Origin of the sequence: Klebsiella sp. S69 (assembly GCF_016516145.1) — a bacterium.
Classification (GTDB): Bacteria; Pseudomonadota; Gammaproteobacteria; order Enterobacterales; family Enterobacteriaceae; genus Klebsiella; species Klebsiella oxytoca.
In genome coordinates, this window is the sequence record NZ_JACVUU010000017.1 from 69,789 (window position 1) to 91,247 (window position 21,459).

Annotated in this window: 15 protein-coding genes; 8 read left to right on the forward strand and 7 right to left on the reverse strand. The window is 55.9% G+C overall.

Translation table 11 applies throughout. The features are described 5' to 3' along the window. Positions 1-62: 62 nt before the first annotated feature. The 3 genes from glpE to IAE27_RS17195 are packed head-to-tail and all read left to right on the forward strand — an operon-like array spanning position 63 to position 2,060. Positions 63-392, forward strand: a complete 330-nt coding sequence (glpE, locus tag IAE27_RS17185) for a thiosulfate sulfurtransferase GlpE (RefSeq protein ID WP_004106481.1) — start codon at positions 63-65, stop codon at positions 390-392. A 59-nt stretch (positions 393-451) separates the two neighbouring features. Then, the gene (gene glpG / locus IAE27_RS17190) at positions 452-1,282 is read left to right on the forward strand and encodes a rhomboid family intramembrane serine protease GlpG (RefSeq protein ID WP_004116008.1); all 831 of its coding nucleotides are present in this window, start codon (positions 452-454) and stop codon (positions 1,280-1,282) included. A 19-nt stretch (positions 1,283-1,301) separates the two neighbouring features. Beyond that, on the forward strand, positions 1,302-2,060 hold the full coding sequence (locus IAE27_RS17195; RefSeq protein WP_004106478.1) for a DeoR/GlpR family transcriptional regulator: 759 nt from the start codon (positions 1,302-1,304) through the stop codon (positions 2,058-2,060). Here IAE27_RS17195 and rtcR read toward each other — a convergent pair. Beyond that, complete coding sequence (gene rtcR, locus IAE27_RS17200; RefSeq protein ID WP_135800617.1) at positions 2,042-3,640, reverse strand: RNA repair transcriptional activator RtcR; 1,599 nt, start codon at positions 3,638-3,640, stop codon at positions 2,042-2,044. The two genes, IAE27_RS17195 and rtcR, sit on opposite strands and share 19 nt — an antisense overlap. A 320-nt stretch (positions 3,641-3,960) precedes the next feature. Here rtcR and IAE27_RS17205 point away from each other — a divergent pair, with 320 nt between their 5' ends. Next, a complete protein-coding gene (locus tag IAE27_RS17205; RefSeq protein WP_200092729.1) occupies positions 3,961-5,175 on the forward strand; it encodes an RtcB family protein in 1,215 nt (404 codons plus the stop codon). 4 nt (positions 5,176-5,179) lie between these two features. Continuing rightward, positions 5,180-6,199, forward strand: coding sequence for an RNA 3'-terminal phosphate cyclase (rtcA, locus tag IAE27_RS17210; RefSeq protein WP_154022570.1), 1,020 nt, complete (start codon positions 5,180-5,182; stop codon positions 6,197-6,199). Between the two features lie 205 nt (positions 6,200-6,404). Here rtcA and malT read toward each other — a convergent pair whose 3' ends face one another. Then, positions 6,405-9,110 (reverse strand): HTH-type transcriptional regulator MalT, encoded by a 2,706-nt coding sequence (malT, locus tag IAE27_RS17215; RefSeq protein ID WP_016810016.1) that lies wholly within the window; start codon positions 9,108-9,110, stop codon positions 6,405-6,407. Positions 9,111-9,729: 619 nt separating this feature from the next. Between malT and malP the strand changes: the two genes are divergently transcribed. Together malP and malQ are read left to right on the forward strand one after the other, a co-directional pair. Further along, positions 9,730-12,120 (forward strand): maltodextrin phosphorylase, encoded by a 2,391-nt coding sequence (gene malP, locus IAE27_RS17220; protein ID WP_070555774.1) that lies wholly within the window; start codon positions 9,730-9,732, stop codon positions 12,118-12,120. A 10-nt stretch (positions 12,121-12,130) separates the two neighbouring features. Then, complete coding sequence (gene malQ, locus IAE27_RS17225; RefSeq protein WP_070555772.1) at positions 12,131-14,224, forward strand: 4-alpha-glucanotransferase; 2,094 nt, start codon at positions 12,131-12,133, stop codon at positions 14,222-14,224. A 59-nt stretch (positions 14,225-14,283) separates the two neighbouring features. On the opposite strand, the gene pckA is transcribed toward malQ, so the two are convergent. The 5 genes from pckA to IAE27_RS17250 all read right to left on the reverse strand — a co-directional run bounded on the left by pckA (position 14,284) and on the right by IAE27_RS17250 (position 20,429). Next, positions 14,284-15,906 carry a phosphoenolpyruvate carboxykinase (ATP) gene (gene pckA / locus IAE27_RS17230; protein ID WP_004106463.1) on the reverse strand — a complete coding sequence of 541 codons (1,623 nt, stop codon included), beginning with the start codon at positions 15,904-15,906 and terminating at the stop codon, positions 14,284-14,286. A 348-nt stretch (positions 15,907-16,254) separates the two neighbouring features. Then, positions 16,255-17,139, reverse strand: a complete 885-nt coding sequence (hslO, locus tag IAE27_RS17235) for an Hsp33 family molecular chaperone HslO (protein ID WP_162556112.1) — start codon at positions 17,137-17,139, stop codon at positions 16,255-16,257. Positions 17,140-17,157: 18 nt separating this feature from the next. Continuing rightward, a complete protein-coding gene (hslR, locus tag IAE27_RS17240; protein ID WP_004115998.1) occupies positions 17,158-17,559 on the reverse strand; it encodes a ribosome-associated heat shock protein Hsp15 in 402 nt (133 codons plus the stop codon). Beyond that, positions 17,556-18,239 carry a GMP/IMP nucleotidase gene (yrfG, locus tag IAE27_RS17245; protein WP_070555770.1) on the reverse strand — a complete coding sequence of 228 codons (684 nt, stop codon included), beginning with the start codon at positions 18,237-18,239 and terminating at the stop codon, positions 17,556-17,558. The genes hslR and yrfG overlap by 4 nt, the downstream gene beginning before the upstream one ends. A 60-nt stretch (positions 18,240-18,299) precedes the next feature. After that, positions 18,300-20,429: an intracellular growth attenuator family protein gene (locus IAE27_RS17250; RefSeq protein ID WP_200092730.1), complete on the reverse strand. Its 2,130-nt coding sequence runs from the start codon at positions 20,427-20,429 to the stop codon at positions 18,300-18,302. Between the two features lie 330 nt (positions 20,430-20,759). Between IAE27_RS17250 and nudE the strand changes: the two genes are divergently transcribed. After that, positions 20,760-21,320, forward strand: coding sequence for an ADP compounds hydrolase NudE (gene nudE, locus IAE27_RS17255; protein WP_154022569.1), 561 nt, complete (start codon positions 20,760-20,762; stop codon positions 21,318-21,320). Positions 21,321-21,459 lie beyond the last annotated feature (139 nt).

A 21,459-nucleotide genomic window follows, 5' to 3' on the forward strand; every position in this document is an offset into this window, starting at 1 on the left:
TGTACACTAGGCGCTAAAATTCGGGGCTTTTCGTCGCCTGCCTGTAGAAAAAAAGAGAGCTTATGGATCACTTTGAATGTATTAACGTAGAAGAAGCCCACCAGAAAATGCATCAGCAGACGGCGGTGCTGGTGGATATCCGCGACCCGCAAAGCTTCGCGATGGGCCATACGCCGGGTGCGTTTCATCTGACCAACGATACGCTGGGCGCGTTTATGCGCGACAACGACTTTGATACGGCGGTCATGGTGATGTGCTATCACGGCAATAGCAGCAAGGGCGCTGCGCAGTATCTGCTGCAGCAGGGTTATGACAAGGTGTACAGCGTAGACGGCGGGTTTGATGCCTGGCACCGGCATTTTCCGGCGGAAGTCGCGCATGGCGCAGTTTAGGCGTTAGCGCAGGTTGTGGCTATAATATCCCCCTTTGTGTGGAATAAGCGAACCGCTGCATGTTAATGATTACCTCTTTTGCCAACCCGCGCGTGGCCCAGGCGTTTGTCGACTATATGGCGACGCAGGGAATTATTTTGACTATTCAGCAGCATACGCAGAGCGATATCTGGCTGGCTGACGAGAGCCAGGCCGCGCGCGTGCAGGCCGAACTGGCCCGATTTCTTGAAAATCCAGCCGATCCGCGCTATCTGGCCGCCAGCTGGCAGTCGGGGCACACCAATAGCGGGCTGCACTACCAGCGATTCCCTTTTTTAGCGACGCTTCGCCACAACGCCGGGCCGGTTACCTGGAGCGTTCTCTTCGCCTGCATCGCCGTCTTTGTCCTGCAATCGGTCATTGGCGATCAACCGGTCATGATGCTGCTGGCCTGGCCCTACGATCCTTCGCTGAAATTTGAAGTCTGGCGCTACTTTAGCCATGCCCTTATGCACTTCTCGCTGATGCATATTCTGTTCAACCTGCTATGGTGGTGGTACCTCGGCGGGGCGGTAGAAAAGCGAATCGGCAGCGGCAAGCTGGTGGTGATTACCGCGATCGGCGCCTTACTGAGCGGCTTTGTACAGCATCAGTTTAGCGGCCCGTGGTTTGGCGGTCTGTCCGGCGTGGTCTATGCGCTGATGGGCTATGTCTGGCTGCGAGGCGAACGCGATCCGCAGAGCGGCGTTTATTTACAGCGCGGCTTGATACTCTTCTCCTTAGTATGGTTAGTTGCTGGATGGTTTGATGTTTTCGGCATGTCGATTGCGAACGGTGCGCACGTGGCTGGTCTGGTGACCGGGCTGGCGATGGCGTTTGTTGATACGCAGAATGTGCGAAAACGAACGTAGAGATTCCCAGGGATATTTCATGAAACAAACACAACGTCATGACGCGATTATCGAGCTGGTAAAAAAACAGGGATACGTCAGTACCGAAGAACTGGTCGAACAGTTTGCCGTCAGCCCGCAGACCATTCGCCGCGACCTGAATGATTTAGCCGATCAGAAAATGATTCTGCGCCACCACGGCGGCGCTGCGCTACCTTCCAGTTCGGTGAATACTTCCTGGCACGACAGGAAGTCGACCCAGACCCAGGAAAAAGAGCGCATCGCCCGTAAGGTCGCGAGCGAAATTCCCGATGGCGCGACGCTGTTTATCGATATCGGCACCACGCCGGAAGCGGTGGCCCATGCGTTGCTTAACCATAACGATTTGCGCATCGTCACCAATAATCTCAACGTCGCCAATACGCTTATGGTGAAAGAGGATTTCCGCATCATTCTGGCCGGCGGCGAGCTGCGCAGCCGGGATGGCGGTATTATCGGTGAGGCCACGCTCGACTTTATCTCTCAGTTCCGACTCGATTTTGGCATTCTTGGCATCAGCGGCATCGACAGCGATGGCTCGCTGCTGGAGTTTGACTACCACGAAGTGCGCACCAAACGGGCGATTATTGAAAACTCCCGCCACGTAATGCTGGTGGTTGATCATTCCAAATTCGGCCGCAATGCGATGGTGAATATGGGCAGCATCAGCATGGTTGATGCGGTCTATACCGATGTGATGCCGCCCGCAGGAGTACTGAAGGTGATTACCGATAACAACCTTCAGCTGGAGCTGTGCTGATCCTTTAGCATTTCCCAGTTCAGGCCAAAGCGCGCCAGATACTTGCGCAGCCGATCCGCGTCGTTGACCGTTGCTTTGCCGAGGCGTGAAACGTTAAAGAGCTGGCGTCCGGCATCGGAAATCGTTGTTGCCTGCTGGCATACGGCAATGACGTTTTGTAGATGCAGGCGGTCAAAGAGGTCAAGATTTTCCACCTCCGCCCCCAGTAGCGCGTCGAGCGCTGAGGGGCGGCGATCGTTCCAGCTGTAGCGCAGCCGTTCAATCTCATCCTCCACCGTGCTTACCGTGATGCGACCGTTTTCCGCCAGGGTCGCCATGCGGGTCACGCTGGCGGAGAGTTCGCGGAAGTTGCCGCTCCACGCCGCCTGGGGCGAGGTGGCGAACGTCAGCCACGCGCGGCGCGCTTCGGTATTAAAGCGCACGCTGTCGCCGGTTAGCGCGGCGTGACGCTCCATTTCATACTCGAGATTGGGTTCGATATCTTCCTGGCGCTGACGCAGACCGGGCAGTTCAAAGGTCCACAAATTAATACGTGCGTAGAGATCTTCGCGGAACTGGCCCTGCGCAACCCGCTGGCGCAAATCGCGCACGGTGCCGGCGATGAGCTGAAAATCGCTGCTGACCTGCTGGTCGCTGCCGAAAGGATAGAAGCGTTTTTCCTCAATGGCCTTCAACAGCATCGCTTGTTCATCTGCTCCCAGTTCGCCAATCTCATCCAGGAAAAGCATCCCACCGTTAGCGCTGCGCAGCAGGCCAGCCCGTTCTTCCCTTGCGCCGGTAAAAGCGCCTTTGACATGGCCAAACAGCGTCGACATTGCGGTATCACCGCGCAGGGTGGCGCAGTTCACCTCGACGAGCGGACCGTTAAACTGATGGCGCGCCAGCTTTAACTCATAAATGCGGCGGGCAAGAAATGATTTACCTGCGCCGGTGGGGCCGTTCAGCAGAATCGGCGAACGGGAGCGGATAGCGACGCGCTCAATATTCTCGATCGTGCGGTTGAAGCGCGGGTTACGGGTCGCGATACCGGATTTCAAAAAGTTAAGCGTCTCTTCCCGTTCCTGGGCGAAGCGGCTGGCGATAGCGTTATAGCGGCTGAGGTCGAGGTCAATGATCGTCACGCCGCCCGGGGTATGGGGCTTGTCTTTTTTCCGCGGCGGGGAGGTTTGCGCCAGTCGCGCCGGGAGATAGCGCGCTTCAGCCAGCAGGAACCAGCAGATCTGCGCCACGTGAGTGCCGGTGGTGATGTGTATCAGATAGTCTTCATCTTCGGGATGGAACCGGTGGCTGCGGGCAAAATCGTGCAGGCAGGCGTAAACCTCCTCGAAATCCCATGGATTGCGGATGGCCATCTCAACGCCGACGACCTCCGTTTCCGGCGATACGCTGGCGATATCCTGCTTTAAGGTCTCAAACAAGCCGCGCGAACGGGCGTCGTAAAGCAGCTCAAGGCGATGAACAACCAGTGTTTCCTGCTGACACAGGCATAAGGTTGGCCGCCATTTCTCCCAGCGCTGGCTGCCGCGGCCAACGTAATCCAGTACCGTACCGACAAAACCAAAGGCTACCGTTTTGCGCATCTTAGATTTCCTTATAAAAGACGATATTTAATTATCGTACTTTCGCTTCCCGCACGCAGTGTCTTTTTGAATGAAGCGCGGGTAAAAATAAATAAACCATAAAAATCAAACAAATAATTTTATTTTTATAATCTGGCACGCAGGTTGCAAAGACACTGTCATGGAGAATAACGGAACCAGGAGCTCAGATGGCTAATCTACTTCTGTTCCGTTCCGCCGTTATGACGCGCCGGCAAGTTCTCATGATGCGGCTCCGGTTCAGCCGGCGTTAAGATGCTTCACAACTTGTCGCCGCCCTATTAATAAAATCAGAAAAGACAATGAATTATGAATTGATGGCCACCCAGAACGCCCCGGTGAAAATGTGGACCAAGGGCGTACCCGTGGAAGACGAAGCGCGCCAGCAGTTGATTAACACGGCAAAGATGCCGTTTATTTTCAACCATGTTGCCGTTATGCCCGATGTGCACCTTGGTAAAGGATCGACAATCGGAAGCGTGATCCCCACTCTCGGTGCGATTATTCCGGCTGCGGTTGGCGTGGATATCGGCTGCGGAATGAATGCGCTGCGCACCAGCTTAACGGCGGCGGATCTTCCGGATAACCTTGCTGAATTGCGTATTGCGATTGAAGCCGCCGTGCCGCACGGACGGACGACCGGGCGGGGCCGTCGTGACGCGGGGGCATGGGAAAATCCACCGGCTAACGTTGACGCGCACTGGTCAACGCTGCATGCGGAGTTTCAATGGCTAACCAGTACATATCCGCGCTTCCTTAACACCAATAACTACAAGCACCTGGGAACGCTGGGAACCGGTAACCACTTTATTGAAATTTGCCTCGATGAGGCGCAGCAGGTTTGGGTGATGTTGCACTCCGGTTCACGCGGAATTGGTAACGCCATAGGCACCTATTTTATTGAAATGGCGCAAAAAGATATGGAGCAGCATATTGCGAACTTGCCCTCGCGCGATCTGGCTTATTTCTCTGAAGGCAGCGAGCATTTCGTGGATTACGTTCGGGCGGTGAGCTGGGCCCAGGATTATGCGCGCGCCAACCGTGAAGCGATGCTGGAAAACGTGCTGCTGGCGCTGCGTAAAACCATCGACAAACCCTTTACGCTGGTGAGCGAGGCGATTAACTGCCACCATAACTATGTGCAAAAAGAGCAGCATTTTGGGAAGGAGATTTACGTTACCCGTAAGGGGGCGGTATCCGCCCGGCGCGGTCAGTACGGGATTATTCCGGGATCGATGGGCGCGAAAAGCTTTATTGTTCGCGGACTCGGTAACCCCGAGTCGTTCTGTTCATGCAGCCACGGCGCCGGACGCGTGATGAGCCGTACCAAAGCGAAAAAGCTGTTTAGCGTAGAGGATCAGATTCGCGCCACCGCACATGTAGAATGCCGTAAAGATGCAAACGTCATCGACGAGATCCCGATGGCCTATAAGGACATTGACGCGGTGATGGCCGCGCAGTCCGATCTGGTGGAAATTGTGCATACCCTGCGTCAGGTGGTATGCGTGAAAGGATAATGTAATGAAAAGGATGATTACGCTGGACGGCGCGCAGGGAGAAGGCGGCGGGCAGATTTTGCGCTCGGCGCTGAGCCTGTCGATGATAACCGGCCAGCCGTTTGAGATTATCGGCATCCGCGCCGGTCGCGCTAAACCGGGCCTGCTGCGCCAGCATCTCACGGCGGTACGGGCGGCGGCCGAGATCTGTAGCGCTCAGCTGAGCGGCGATGAGCTGGGCTCGCAGCGGCTGCGTTTTGTCCCTGGGCCGATTCGCGGCGGAGCGTATAAATTTGCCATCGGCAGCGCGGGCAGCTGCATGCTGGTGCTGCAAACGGTGTTACCGGCGCTCTGGTTTGCCGATAGCCCGGCCCGCATCGAAGTCAGCGGCGGCACGCATAATCAGGCGGCCCCGAGCGCGGATTTCATTTGCCGCGTCTGGGAGCCGCTGCTGGCGAAGATGGGTATAAACCAGCGTACGGCTTTGATCAAGCATGGCTTCTATCCGGCCGGGGGCGGCGCCGCGCTAACGGAAGTGGCGCCGAGTGCGTCACTCAGCGGGCTACAGCTGCTTTCGCGTGGTGAAACGAATTGCCTCACCGCAGAAGCGCTGCTGGCGGCGGTTCCTTACCACGTTGGCGAGCGCGAAGTGATAGCGCTGGAGGCCTGGCTGCCGCTGGCAGATAAAAAAATTCGCGTGCTGGAGGGCGGCGCCGGGCCGGGAAATACGCTGTCGCTGACCGTGGAGTGCGAACATCTTACGGAGCTGTTTATGGCTTTTGGCTCCAAAGGCGTGAGTGCTGAAAAGGTTGCGCACCAGCTTGCTTCGCAGGTCAAACGCTATCTGGCAAGCAAAGCGGCTGTGGGGGAATATCTGGCCGACCAGCTGATATTACCGCTGGCGCTGGCGGGCGAAGGTGCGTTTACCGTCGCGGAAGTATCGGCGCATTTGCTGACCAATATCGCGGTGGTTGAGCGGTTTCTGCCGATCCGATTTACCTGTGAACCGAGTGATATTGGCTATCTTATTCAGGTTCGCGATTAAACTTTGCGGTATCGCCGGAAACGTAAAGTGGTGATTCTCTTCTGTTTCGGGAAAAGGCCGGAATGAGGGCTGTTTTGCGCATGTTCTTCCCCTGACCCTCTCCCCGAAGGGGCGAGGGGATCGTTTCGATGGCCTTTTTTAATGACATAACAATGCGTTAGCGTTTTAGGTAAAACAGAATAGTTTTCCACAGATCGCGCAGGAATTAGACTCCATATCCCATCATTTTAAGCAACTGCTGGGCATGCTGAACGGCATCCTGGCGGTGCGCGACGCCCAGCTTTTGATACAAATTGCGAATATGCGTTTTAATCGTGGTGGCGGCAACGTCCAGCTCGCCGGCAATCTGCTCATTGCTGTAGCCGGAATAGATAAGTCCCAGTACCTGCCATTCGCGCTGGGTTAGCGGGCTGGTGCGGATGAGCTCTGGCACTTCCGGGTGGTTCAGCAGCCGCTCGACGAAGCTCTCGTCAAAGTGGGCGAATTTGTGGCGATGATGCTGGTTAATATCGCGCAGAATACGCTGGGCGCGGTGCTGCTCGAGCTCCGGCAGGGTATTGAGCTGAATCAGCTGGCGCAGCTGCTGCGCCATCGCTTCTCCTTCAATCACAAAATGATTGATAAACCCGGTGCGGTTGGCGAGGGTGAGCGCTTCCAGTAGCGCTTTCTGCGCTTCGCTTTTACGCCCGGCCTGCCAGTAGAGCTGGTTGAGCAGCAGCAGGTTGCGGTTGAGATCGCTCATCAGACGCAGCGAGCGGGCGTTATCGTTTAGCTCTTCCAGCACCATTTCAGCGGAATCAAAATCACCGAGCAGGATCTGCGCGCGGGCGATATTGCGCCACTGGCTCTGCAGGAAGTGGTTGTTAGCGAATTCCGGTTTGGGCGTCTGACGCAGCCAGTTTGCCGCGGCGGCTTTATCGCCGACCATCTGCCAGTAGATCACCCGGACTTTATCGGCATTGGATACCCAGTCGCTATGGTAATGACCGTTGCCAAGCAGATTCTCCAGGCGATTCAGATGGCTGCGGGCGTTATCCAGATCGCCGCGCGCCAGCGAGCACTGCACCATCAGCGTCAGGCACTGCAGCTGTTGCTGCGGTTGGTAGGACGAAAGCACGTTCATGCCGTTGCGCGCGGAGGTTTCCGCTTCATCCAGCCGCGCCCATGCCCACAGCAGCTGGGAGCGAATACGCAGCAAAAACTCATGCATCGGCAACTGCTCCAGATGCTGTTCGCGAATGAGCTGGAACGCTTTTTCCTGAATTTCCCAGGCGGCCTGCAGGAAACCCTGCGCAAACAGGATTTCGCTTTGCTGAATCATGCTCCATAGCGCGTAGTGCCAGACGTCATGGCGGCGGGCCATCTGTTCCGTCTGCTGCATGACCGCCAGCGATTTACTCAGCTGGCCTTTGCAGTGCAGCACTTCGCCGTGTACCGAGGTCGCCACGATTCGGCTGTAGTAGCTGGCCAGCGGCAGCTCATCAAGTGCCACCATCGCCAGGCGCTCGGCTTCGTCCTGATCGCCGGCGTTGATCGCCACCTGGGCACGCAGGGCGTTGAAATCGCCGTGCATGGCGGTGTCCATTTCCGTATCCATCTCCTGCTCGGCGCGGGCCAGCAGGGTATTCACTTCGCTATAGCGGTGCTGGCTCTGCATCAGCCAGGCCTGCAGGAGAATTAACCGCGGATTTTCCAGCAGGTTTGACCACGGCAGCGCGGCGAGAGACTGTTCCAGCAAGCTCAGCTCGCTATGGTTAAACATGCCCCATGCGTGATTGAGCAGAATATCGCGCAGCATTTTAGCGTCGCCCGCCGCCAGGGCGTGATGGATAGCCTCGGTCGGGAAGCCCTGCGCCATCCAGCTCTCGGCCGCCGCGCGGTGAATTTCCGGCAGCTCAACCGCCAGCTCCCACTGACAGCGCTGGCGCAGAAAATTACCAAACAGCGGATGATAACGGAACCATTCGCCGGAATCGTCCATCCGTTGCAGGAATAGCCCCTGGCGTTCAATCTCCTCCAGCTGCATCTGGCCATTCTCTTCGCCGGTGACGCGGACGATGAGCGCATCGTTCATTGAGCGCAGCAACGAGCTTTTCAGCAGGAAATTACGCGTTCGCGGATCGACGTTATCCAGCACCTCATCGACCAGATAGTCAGAAAGATGGCTGGCATTAATACCGGCAAGACGACGGGCGGAGTGTTGCGCGGAAGTGTTGTTCTGGCGCGCCGAGAGTGCGATCAGCTGCAGCGCGGTGGCCCAGCCGGCAACATCGTCGCACAGCCTTTTGCTGTCGTCGGCCTCAATAGGCGAACTGAGACGACAATCGAAAAACTGCTTGGCCTCCTGATGGGTAAAAGCGAGCTGCTGGCTGCCGATTTCCAGCAGCTGATCGCGTACGCGCAGGTTGGCGATACCCAGCTGCGGTAGATTACGCGACAGCACCACCAGAGTCATATTTTCCGGCTGGTGACGGAGGAAGAAGCGCATTGCATCATGAATAACCGGGTTGGTGATTAGATGGTAATCATCAATCACCAGGAATAGCGGGCGCTGCCAGTCGGCCAGTTCGATAAACAGTTGAGCGAAGAGGGAAGGCAGGCTGGCGTACTGGCGCTTTTGCACCATGGCCTCGCTGGCTGCACAGTGGCCGCCGGTCGCCTGCTGAACGGCGGCGATGAGATAGCTGGCAAAACGCTCCTGTTGGTTATCACCTTCATCCAGCGAGAACCAGCCAAGGTCATTTTTCCCCGCCGCCCATTGAGAAACGAGCGTGGTTTTACCGTATCCAGCCGGGCTGGTCACCAACGCGAGACGATAATTGTTCGCGCCGGAAAGTTTCGCCAGTAATCGCTCACGAACCACAGTGTGTTCAAGGCGGACCGGACGACTTAATTTAGACGGAATCAACATAGTTCTTCATTTCGCTGTGCAAGGGAGGGATTGCGAATTTTTTTGCGCTTCGTAATTAATACCCAATAAGGTCGGCCATAATGAATTTTATTGCAAGTTATGTCCGAGTTTTATGCTCTTGAATTTGCTCTATGTCACAAATTTTGACATCGAGTGAAATTGATATAAAGGAGGGCAGCGTGCGCGGTTTCTGGGCTTGCGGGAAATTCAGGCACCACAGGCTAATCTTTTTTTACAATCTAAGTAGTTGTTTGTTTTTATTAAAATATTATCGGCTTATTCTTATAAGTCATCTTTTTGAGTTATTTCTGCATTAAAGTCCGTTTATTCTGCGAATATTTACTTTTATTTCGCCATATTTACAAAACGGCATTTTATGGCCTTTTTATCAGCCAGGCTTGTAACAAAGTTTTGTTCGCCAGGAGAGACAGGTTGCGGGTTCCGCAGCGGCGAATTTTGCAGCATAATTTTGCCGGTAAGCTAACGTAATAGTGGCCACGATCACACTTTTCGCTCATCCCTGCTACTCCTCCCCGGCTAATCCCTGGCGGGATGAGGACGTGACTCCGGGAGGTCGGCACACTAACGCTAACGTTTTAGTAAAGGACCCGGATTTCTTATGTCACAGACTTCTTTTAACAAAGCTCAGTTTCAGGCTGCACTGACGCGTCAGTGGCAGCATTTTGGTTTACAGTCCGCTTCCGAGATGACCCAGCGTCAATGGTGGCGCGCCGTAAGCGGTGCGCTGTCCGAGCTGTTGTCGGCTCAGCCGGTAGCGAAAGCGGCCGCAGGGCAGCGTCACGTAAACTACATCTCAATGGAGTTTTTAATTGGTCGCCTGACCGGCAACAATTTGCTCAACCTTGGCTGGTATCAGCAGGTCAGCGATGAGCTACAGGCGCATGACGTTAACCTGACCGACCTGCTGGAAGAGGAAATCGACCCGGGCCTGGGCAACGGTGGCCTCGGCCGTCTGGCGGCATGTTTCCTGGATTCAATGGCAACCGTGGGTCAGTCGGCCACCGGCTACGGCCTGAACTATCAGTACGGTCTGTTCCGCCAGTCTTTCGCTGACGGGCAGCAGATGGAAGCGCCGGATGACTGGGGACGTAGCAACTACCCGTGGTTCCGCCACAATGAAGCGCTGGACGTACAGGTGGGCCTCGGCGGTAAAGTGACTAAAAATGGTGAGTGGGTTCCGGCATTCGTGATTACCGGCGAAGCCTGGGATCTGCCGGTGCTGGGCTACCGCAACAACGTGGCTCAGCCGCTGCGTCTGTGGCAGGCTAAGCACGCGCATCCTTTTAACCTGACTAAATTCAACGACGGCGATTTCCTGCGTGCCGAACAGCAGGGCATTGACGCCGAAAAACTGACGAAAGTCCTCTACCCGAACGATAACCATCAGGCGGGTAAAAAACTGCGTCTGATGCAGCAGTACTTCCAGTGCGCCTGCTCGGTTGCCGATATTCTGCGTCGCCATCATATGGCAGGTCGCAAGCTGGCAGAGCTGGCGGATTATGAAGTTATTCAGCTGAACGATACTCACCCGACGATTGCGATTCCGGAGCTGCTGCGCGTGCTGATTGACGAGCATCAGCTGAGCTGGGACGACGCCTGGGCGATTACCAGCAAAACTTTTGCTTACACCAACCACACCCTGATGCCGGAAGCGCTGGAGTGCTGGGATGAGAAGCTGGTAAAAGCGCTGCTGCCGCGCCACATGCAGATCATCAAACAGATTAACGACCGCTTTAAAACGCTGGTGGATAAAACCTGGCCGGGCGACAAGCAGGTTTGGGCGAAGCTGGCGGTTGTGCACGACAAACAGGTTCGTATGGCGAACATGTGCGTGGTCAGCGGCTTTGCGGTTAACGGCGTTGCCGCGCTGCACTCCGATCTGGTGGTGAAAGATCTGTTCCCGGAATATCACCAGTTGTGGCCGAACAAATTCCATAACGTCACCAACGGCATTACCCCGCGTCGTTGGATCAAGCAGTGTAACCCGGCGCTGGCCGCGCTGCTGGATAAAACGCTGAAGAAAGAGTGGGCCAACGATCTCGACCAGCTGATCAACCTCGAAAAATATGCTGATGACGCGACGTTCCGTCAGACGTATCGTGAGATTAAGCTGGCCAACAAGGTTCGTCTGGCGGAGTTCGTGAAGCGGCGTACCGGTATCGAGATTAATCCGCAGGCGATTTTCGATATTCAGATTAAGCGTCTGCACGAATATAAACGCCAGCACCTCAACCTGCTGAATATCCTCGCGCAGTACAAAGAAATCCGCGAGAACCCGCAGGCCGACCGCGTACCGCGCGTGTTCCTGTTCGGTGCGAAAGCGGCTCCGGGCTACTACCTGGCGAAGAATATTATCTGGGCGATCAACAAAGTTGCCGCAGCGATCAATAACGATCCGCTGGTAGGCGATAAGCTGAAAGTCGTATTCCTGCCGGACTACTGCGTCTCGGCAGCGGAAATGCTGATCCCGGCGGCGGATGTCTCCGAGCAGATCTCTACGGCGGGCAAAGAGGCCTCCGGTACCGGCAATATGAAGCTGGCGCTGAACGGCGCGCTGACCGTGGGAACCCTCGACGGCGCCAACGTTGAAATTGCTGAGCAGGTGGGCGAAGAGAACATCTTCATCTTCGGTCATACTGTGGAAGAAGTGAAAGCGCTGAAGGCCAAAGGTTACGACCCGCTGAAGTGGCGGAAGAAAGATAAGCTGCTGGATGCGGTGCTGAAAGAGCTGGAGAGCGGTAAATATAGCGATGGCGATAAGCATGCCTTCGACCAGATGTTGCACAGTCTGCTGAAAGGCGGCGACCCGTACCTGGTGCTGGCGGATTTTGAAGCCTACGTGGCGGCGCAGAAGCAGGTTGATGAGCTGTATCGCGACCAGGAAGCCTGGACGCGCGCAACGATTCTGAACACCGCGCGCTGCGGCATGTTCAGCTCCGACCGTTCGATTCGCGATTATCAGCAACGTATCTGGCAGGCAAAACGCTAAGGACAGGCCTATGGAGAGTAAACGCCTTGATAACGCTGCCCTGGCGGCGGGGATAAGCCCAAGCTACATCAATGCTCACGGTAAGCCGCAGTCTATTGCTGCGGCGACCAAGCAGCGGCTGCTTGATGCGATGCATCGTACAGCGACTGCCGTGAAGGCGACGGTTGATCCGCTGCCTGCGGTGCAGGTGTTCACCTATGGCAAAAAGATGTCTCTGCCGGTGGCGGGCCAGGGGGAGTTTCACTGGATCCTCACCACCGAAGAAGGGAAACAGTATCAGGGCCAGGCGCGCGGCGGAGAAACCCTGCCGCTGCCGGCAAAATTGCCGGAAGGGTATCACACGCTGACGCTGACTCAGGACGGCGAGCGCAGCCACTGTCGGGTTATCGTCGCGCCCGCGCGCTGCTATGAACCGCAGGCGCTGAAGGATGGTAAGAAGCTGTGGGGAACCTGCGTGCAGCTGTATACGCTGCGCTCGGAGAAGAACTGGGGAATTGGCGACTTCGGCGATTTACGCGCTATGCTGCCGGAAATCGCTCGCCGCGGCGGCGCGTTTATTGGGCTTAACCCGATTCACGCGCTCTACCCGGCTAACCCGGAGAGCGCCAGCCCGTACAGCCCCTCTTCACGCCGTTGGCTCAACGTTATCTATATCGACATCAACGCGGTAGACGATTTCCGTCACAGCAAAGAGGCGCAAAAATGGTGGCAATCATCGGCCACGCAGCAAGCCTTACAGGCCGCGCGCCAGACCGATGACGTTGACTATACCGCCGTGACCGCTCTTAAGCTCACTGCGCTGCGCATGGCCTGGAAAGGTTTTTCCGCGCGCAATGATGAGACGACGGCGGAGTTCCGTCAGTTTGTGACCCGTGAGGGCGAAAGTCTGTACTGGCAGGCGGCGTATGACGCGCTGCACGCCTGGCAGGTTAAGCAGGATCCGATGCGCTGGGGCTGGCCCGCGTGGCCGAAGGCTTACCAGGATACCGATAGCCCGGAGGTTAAAGCATTCTGTACCGAGCATGCCGACGAGGTGAATTTTTACCTGTGGCTGCAATGGCTCGCTTACACCCAGTTCGCCGAGTGCTGGCATACCAGCCAGAACGATGCCATGCCGATCGGCCTGTATCGCGATCTGGCGGTCGGCGTTGCGGAAGGCGGAGCGGAAACCTGGTGCGATCGCGAGCTGTACTGTCTGAAAGCCTCCGTCGGGGCGCCGCCGGACATTCTGGGTCCGCTGGGACAGAACTGGGGCCTGCCGCCGATGGACCCGCATATCATGGTGGCGCGCGCCTATGAGCCATTTGTCGAGCTGTTGCGCGCTAATATGCAAAACTGCGGGGCGCTGCGCATCGATCACGTGATGTCGGTGCTGCGTCTGTGGTGGATCCCTTACGGTGAGACGGCCGATCACGGTGCTTACGTTCAGTATCCGGTAGACGATCTGTTGTCGATTCTGGCGCTGGAGAGTAAGCGTCACCGCTGTATGGTGATCGGCGAGGATCTGGGAACCGTACCGGTTGAGATCGTCGGTAAGCTGCGAAAAAGCGGCGTTTACTCTTACAAAGTGCTCTATTTCGAAAATGACCACGAGAAGACTTTCCGTGCGCCGAAGGCGTATCCGGAGCAATCAATGGCTGTGGCAACGACGCATGACCTGCCAACGCTGCGCGGCTACTGGGAAAGCGGCGACCTGACGCTGGGGAAATCGCTTGGCCTGTATCCGGATGAGGTGGTGCTGCGCGGACTTTATCAGGATCGCGAGCTGGCGAAGCAGGGGCTGCTGGATGCTCTGCACCGCTACGGCTGTCTGCCGAAGCGTACCGGGCATAAAGCGTCGCTGATGGCGATGACCTCAACCCTGAATCGCGGTATGCAGCGCTATATTGCCGACAGCAACAGCGCGCTGCTGGGCCTGCAGCCGGAAGATTGGCTGGAGATGGCCGAGCCGGTCAATATTCCCGGCACCAGCACGGAGTATCCAAACTGGCGTCGCAAGCTCTCCACCACGCTCGAGGCGATGTTTGCCGATGAGCAGGTGAATAAGCTGATTAAGGATCTGGATAAGCGGCGTAAGTCGGCAAGTAAGAAGAAATCCGCCTGATTGGGAGCGTTAAAAAAGCCGGGAAGTGATTCCCGGCTTTGTATTTTCTGCTGAACCGATTAGAGTTTTGGCCCTGCGGCCACCAGCGCAGCGCCCGCTGGCGTATCGGTGTACTTCTCGAAGTTCTCGATAAACAGTTTCGCCAGCTGCTCCGCTTTTTCCTGCCACTGCTCCGGCGATCCGTAGGTGTTGCGCGGATCGAGGATATGAGTATCCACGCCCGGAAGCTCGGTCGGGATCTGCAGCTCAAACATCGGTAGCGTGAAGGTTTCGGCATTGTCCAGCGAACCGTCAAGGATCGCATCGATAATGGCGCGGGTATCTTTGATCGAGATACGTTTGCCGGTGCCGTTCCAGCCGGTGTTGACCAGATAGGCCTGCGCGCCGGAGGCCTGCATGCGTTTTACCAGCACTTCAGCGTATTGCGTCGGGTGCAGCGAAAGGAACGCGGCGCCGAAGCAGGCGGAGAAGGTTGGCGTCGGCTCCGTGACGCCGCGCTCGGTACCGGCCAGCTTGGCGGTAAAGCCAGACAGGAAGTGGTACTGGGTCTGGTCGGCGGTCAGGCGAGAAACCGGAGGTAGAACGCCAAACGCGTCGGCGGTCAGGAAGATAACCTTAGTGGCATGACCCGCTTTGGATATCGGCTTAACGATGTTTTCGATATGGTAGATCGGATAGGAGACGCGGGTATTTTCGGTCTTCGAACCGTCGTTAAAGTCGATGGTGCCGTCGGCCAGTACGACCACGTTCTCCAGCAAAGCATCGCGGCGAATCGCATGATAGATATCCGGCTCTGCGGCTTCTGAAAGCTTAATCGTCTTAGCGTAGCAGCCGCCTTCGAAGTTAAATACCCCGTCGTCATCCCAACCGTGTTCATCATCGCCAATCAGGCGGCGTTTCGGGTCGGTGGAAAGGGTGGTTTTGCCAGTACCGGAAAGCCCGAAGAAGATAGCGACATCCTCTTTTTCCCCGACGTTGGCGGAGCAGTGCATGGAAGCGATGCCCTTCAGCGGCAGCAGGTAGTTCATGATCGAGAACATCCCTTTTTTCATTTCGCCGCCGTACCAGGTACCGCCGATCAGCTGGATGCGCTCGGTCAGGTTAAAGGCGACGAAGTTTTCGGAGTTCAGACCCTGCTCTTTCCACTGCGGGTTGGTGCATTTGGCGCCGTTCATCACGATGAAATCCGGCTCAAAGTTTGCCAGTTCTTCATCGCTCGGGCGAATAAACATGTTCTTCACGAAATGCGCCTGCCAGGCGACTTCGGTAATAAAGCGGACGCTCAGGCGCGTGTCGGCGTTAGCGCCGCAGAAGGCGTCAACGATGAAGAGACGTTTGCCGGAGAGCTGGCGGGTGACCAGTCCTTTCAGGTGCTGCCACGTTTCCTCTGACAGCGGTTTATTGTCGTTCTTGCCTTTGCCTTTATCAGCCCACCACACCGTATCGCGGGTGGTGTCGTCACGAACGATATACTTATCTTTTGGAGAACGGCCGGTAAAAATACCGGTATCTACGGCGATTGCACCAAGATTTGTTAATACGCCACGTTCATAACCTTCCAGATTGGGGGCGAGCTCTTCTTGATACAAAGTATCGTAGCTGGGGTTATGGACGATATCCTGGACGTCATTGATACCATAAGCCTTGAGATCCTGCGGGGTTAAACCATTATTAACGCGCATGTCACTGCTCCTTAGCCAATATGTACTGCTTTAAATTGTAGGGGTTATTACGGGGTATAGACCGCGACCAGGCTCATAGATTTACGTATCTCGACAAACGACGGACTTACGAAAAACGTTGTGACTCCTGTCACGAGGCATAGGGGATTATCTCAGGAATTGATGCGTCGGTGGGGGTAGATGTTTCTTAATGGTTAAAAAGTAATTAAAAAAACTGTTGAAATGTGAATGTAATCGCTTACCTGAAAGAAAATTACGTAACTCTTTCATGGGGAATCGATTCATCACGCGGATGAAAAAGGTTGACGTCAGGAACGAGAGAGGAGCTCGCTCCTGACGAATTGAGGATTAGTGGAGCTGCGGGTCGGCCGGAGAGGCGTTGTTGCGGATCTCGGCAATATCCATTGCATTAAAGATGTAATGATTTCCGCAGTAGTCGCAGTGCATATCGATCTCACCCTCATCGGCGAGGATGCTATCAATCTCCTCATCGGGCAGCGTTTTCAGCGCGCCGGCGCAGCGTTCGCGAGAGCAGGTGCACTTAAACTCGACGTTCTGCGGTTCGTAAACGGTGACTTCCTCTTCGTGATACAAACGCCAGAGCACATCGTTCGCTGGCAGGGTAAACAGCTCTTCAGCTTTGATAGTTTCGGTCAGCGTGCTCAGATGTTCAAAATCAGCCGCCTGCGCATCTTGCGCCGGCAGAACCTGCAGCAGCATGCCGCCGGCCATCGGTTTGCCTTCGTGCTCGCCGCTGCGGATGATCAGCCGGGTCGGCAGCTGTTCGGAGCGCTGGAAGTAATCTTCCAGGCAGGAAGCCAGGGTGTCTCCCTCAAGGCCGACCACGCCCTGATAGCGCTCGCCCTCTTCCGGAGAGATGGTGATGACCAGATATCCGTTACCGACCATAGTTTTCAGATCCGCTCCATCCGGGATCTCGCCCTGGACGCGGGCTACGCCGCGCATCTGCTGCTGGTTGTTGCCGTTGATCACCGCCAGCGACAGCGGGCCATCGCCCTGCAACTGAACGGTGATATCGCCAGCGAATTTCAGCGTCGCGGTCAGCAGGCTGGTGGCGACCAGCAGTTCCGCGAGCACGGTTTTCACCGGCTGCGGATAGCTATGGTTAGTCAGGATCTGTTCTAACGTTTCAGAAACTGTCACCAGCTCACCGCGTACGGCATAGTTTTCAAACAGATAGCGGTGTAATTGATCGTGTTGAGTCATAATCATCTCTCTTGCGGGCCACAGTTATTCACTATCGCCGTGTTTAAATCTCATCAGGTCGCGGCGCTCTTTCTTATCCGGACGCCTGTCGGGATGCGGCATAGTTAGCGCGTTCATTTTTCGCGCCAGCGCCATTTTCTCGCGTTTCTCGATGCTCTCTGCCGTCTCTTCATAGAGCGCGACGGCTTCGCTGGCAGGTCTGCGCTGTTCGGTAATGCCTTTTACCACGATAGTGCGTTCATCATTGCCCTGGCGGATCGTCAGGGTAGCGTTGAGTTCGACCACTTTTCCCGGCTTACTACGCTGTCCGTTGTAGTGTACCTTGCCGCCTTCAATCATCTCGCGCGCCAGCGCTCGGGTTTTATAAATGCGGGCTGCCCACAGCCATTTGTCCAGCCTGACGGCTACGACGGGTTTTTCTTTCATGGCCTCTCCTGTAGGGTCAGCGAGGGGATCAGATGCCGGTAGTCATTCAACCCGGGATGACGAACGTAGCTTTTTTCCGCCAGTCCGGAATCTGGGTTAGTGATGCCCAGGCAATAGCGGATGCCAAACTCCGCCGCCGCGTCCAGAATCGCCTCGTTATCGTCGACGAAGAGCGTATTACGCGCGTCGAAGCCGGTCTCTTCAGCCACAGCGTGCCACAGACGCTGATCTTCTTTCGGATAACCAAATGTGTGGGTGGAAAGCAATAAATCAAGGTGCGCATCCAGCCCGGTATGTTTTAGCTTCACCGCCAGATTGTGCGGATGCGCGTTAGTCAGCAAAATCCGGCGCTTACCGCTGGTTTTAAGCGCCTCAAGGAACGGCACGGTATCATCACGTAGCGTCGCCCTTGGCCCCTGCTCGCTGGTCATCGCACAAATATCCAAACCCAGGCGCTCGCTCCAGTAGTCCAGGCAGTACCAGTTTAGCGTATGTTGCACCGCATGATATTCCTGGCGCATCGCCTCTCTGGCTTCCTGCAGGTTGAGCCCGCGCGCGGCGCCCCAGGTTTCGGGAACCAGTTTTTGCCAGAAGTAGTTGTCGAAAGCGAGGTCGAGCAGCGTGCCGTCCATATCCAGCAGAACGGTATCAACCTCCTGCCAGGCGATATCAAAATGCATGGTAAGTCTCCAGCGAAGGGAAATTGCGCGACAGGGTATCACACCCCGCCGTACAGAGAATTATTCTTGCGGGTCCGGCGAGGAGAGCAGAACCGGATTCAGGCAGCTTTCGTAGTATTTCTGGATCTCTTCCTGGCGCTGGCGATGGCGCTGATAGCGACAAAAAGCCTGGATGCCGTGATACGCCGTGCAGCCCAGCATGGCCAGCAGCAGCAGCGTTGTCCCGAGGTAGCGCCACAGGCCAGTGCGGTCAGGGATACGGTGCAGGTTGATATGCTGCGTGCCGTTAGCATCGGTATAAAGGCTGGTGACGATACCTTCAGCCTGGAACGGCGTGTGCATCAACATGCTCGCCAGGCGCCGTAGTTCACTCCACTGCTGGTGCGCAGGGAAGTCGTATAATCCGGTGCTTGGCCAGGGCTGATTGACCAGGTCGCTGCCTTCATCGCTGGCAATCAGAAAACCGCCAGGCGCCGGGCTATTCAGCGCCTGAGCGGCACGTGAGGTTTCCCGACTGACGAACGGCGCGGTGGAGGTGGTAACCAGATTCTCCAGCGACTCCGCGCTTACCGGACGCAGCAGCACGTTAACCCCGTCCAGTTTGCCCGCGCTGGCGCGTTTGGTCAGCGTTTCCCAGTTACGGGTGTTACCGAGGTTAACCAGCGCATTCTTCAGGCGAACGCAATCGTCTTTCGCAGAGCACAGGTCGTTGGTTTTGGTGACGATATCGCCAAAGTCATCCAACAGCACCATGCCGGATTTCTGAATAGCTGAGCGTAGCGCCGGGCTGACCCGCGAATCGTCATCGGATTCGGGGTGGAGCTGGCGCTGAACGGTCTGCATCAGCGCGGCGGCCTTACTGACGATATCTGACTCCGGCAGGGGCAGGGGAGGCGCATCATTCCAGACGATTTGTGAACAATCGAACGGCATAAACGGCGAGTTCTCTTTTGCTGTCCACGCGCCCGGGGTGTGAATGTTACACATTCCCGAGCCTTTCAGGCGCAGCGTATCGCCAATGCGAATTTTCGATTTCTCCAGTTGGGCGACCGTAGTGGCTTCGATGGTCTGTGCGCCTTTTAGCCATGACAGCGTGAATTTAAAAGGCATGTTTAGCGGAACGCTGGCCCACAGCATGACAACAACCAGTAGTGCTCCCAGGGCGATAATCGTGCTACGAAGCCAGTATTGAAGCGGGAAGTTTTTAACCTCATCGTGCAGCGACAGATAGCGTCCCTGGCGGACTACATGGCGGCTGAGATAGATGTCGATATCCGTTTGCTGGCCAAGGTCCTGCGCGATCCACGGTTGCCAGTGGCGCGGGTAGATGAGGTCAATAATGCCGAGAGAAATATTGTTGGTATGCTCCTGGGTGTTTTCACCAAACAACCCCCAGCGTTTAGGCATACCGCGCAGACAATGAATTTCCCGCAGCGACGTTTTGCGCGGCGGCGCGTAGATTCCCCATACGCTGGCAAGAAGTAGCAGTATACCGCCGCCGAGAAGCCAGGGCGAAAAGACGTCGGGGGCGATCAGGCTACAATAAAACAGCAGGAACGCGGAGACTGCCAGAATAGCTTCGCGAAGGCCGTCGGGGCGGCTCAGTGCGTGCTCTTCGGGCGTTTCCGGGCGGATGTTGAGCAGCTCAATTTGTTCGCTCTCTTCCCCGCGGATAGATGCCTGGGTCGCCGGGGCTTGTTCAAGGGCGAAACCACGGGACTCCTGCGGATAGTCGCTCAGCGTCTGCCCGTTAAGCGCAATCACCAGCGGTAGGCTCGTGGTGGAGATTAATTCGACGCTGTTCTCGTCATTAATATGTTGCTCCCAGAATGGGGGCAGATGAATTTCTACTGAATCAAGGAAGTAGCGCCATTTGTTGAGATCGTCCGTGGTGATGCCGTAGCGAGTGATCGCTCGGGTAACGCTATAAACGGTATCGCTCTGTTCGTTCAGCATCAGGTTTAGCGGCGCGGTACTGGCGCCTGAAGCTGGCAACTGCTGGTTGCGGCTGAGACTTTCGAGGTATTTTTCTACGGCGCTGCGCTCTTCATCGGAGAGGTTGCGCGTAGCGGCATCGCTAAAGGCGTGCAGCAGCGGCAGGCGGCGACGTCTGGCATGCGAGCGATACCACCACCCGATAAGCAATGCGCAGATTAGCAGAGCTAACAAAAATATCAGAAAGGTGCCCATGCCCATCCCATCATAGTTATTCTTTTCTTATTGGTATCGTCGGTTGCCATTCATCATGCAGGTAAAACAGCCGTTGCCATCGGCACTTATCCTGTCAAAGCGGGAACATCTATTGTGCAATGCAGCAGCATACAACCTTATCAAAAACGTTAAAATCCAGGAATCGGTATATTCTCAAATACTGGTCAACCTATTGACTTTTGAGTCTTTGTGATAATAGGTTTCAAAACGAAAAGGTTGCAACTATGTAAATTAGTGGCGAATTGGATTGCCGAAACCGTGCTGCGTATCGCACAATGCCCTCTGTAATCACAGCATAGACCGATGACAATGAGCAAATCATTACAAAAACCCACCATTCTCAACGTTGAAACAGTCGCGCGCTCGCGCCTTTTTAATGTTGAAAGCGTGGACCTTGAGTTCAGCAACGGGGTGCGCCGCGTATATGAACGGATGCGGCCTTCTACCCGTGAAGCCGTGATGATTGTGCCGATTGTCGATGACTACATAATCCTCATTCGCGAATACGCTGTTGGTACCGAGTCCTATGAGCTGGGCTTTTCGAAAGGCCTGATCGATCCTGGCGAAAGCGTTATGGAAGCCGCCAACCGCGAACTGAAAGAAGAGGTCGGATTTGGCGCGCAAAAGCTGACGTTTTTGAAAAAGCTCAGCATGGCTCCGTCCTATTTCTCCAGCAAGATGAATATCCTGGTGGCGGAAGATCTGTATCCGGAATCGCTGCCTGGCGATGAGCCAGAGCCGCTGCCGCAGGTTCGCTGGCCGCTAGCGCAGCTGATGACGCTGCTTGATGAAGAAGACTTCAACGAAGCCCGTAACGTGAGCGCGCTGTTCCTGCTGCGGGAATGGCTTCAGGCTCAGGGGCGACTTTAACGCACTCGCAGGTAAAAAACGCCCGTTGCCTGCGGCGTGAATGCCTGTACCGCACCGCCTGGGCGGGTAAGGCGCCAGCCGCCTGGCTACGCGGCGGGCAACGTCTCTAAAATGGTGACCATCAGCCAAAGAAAAAAGC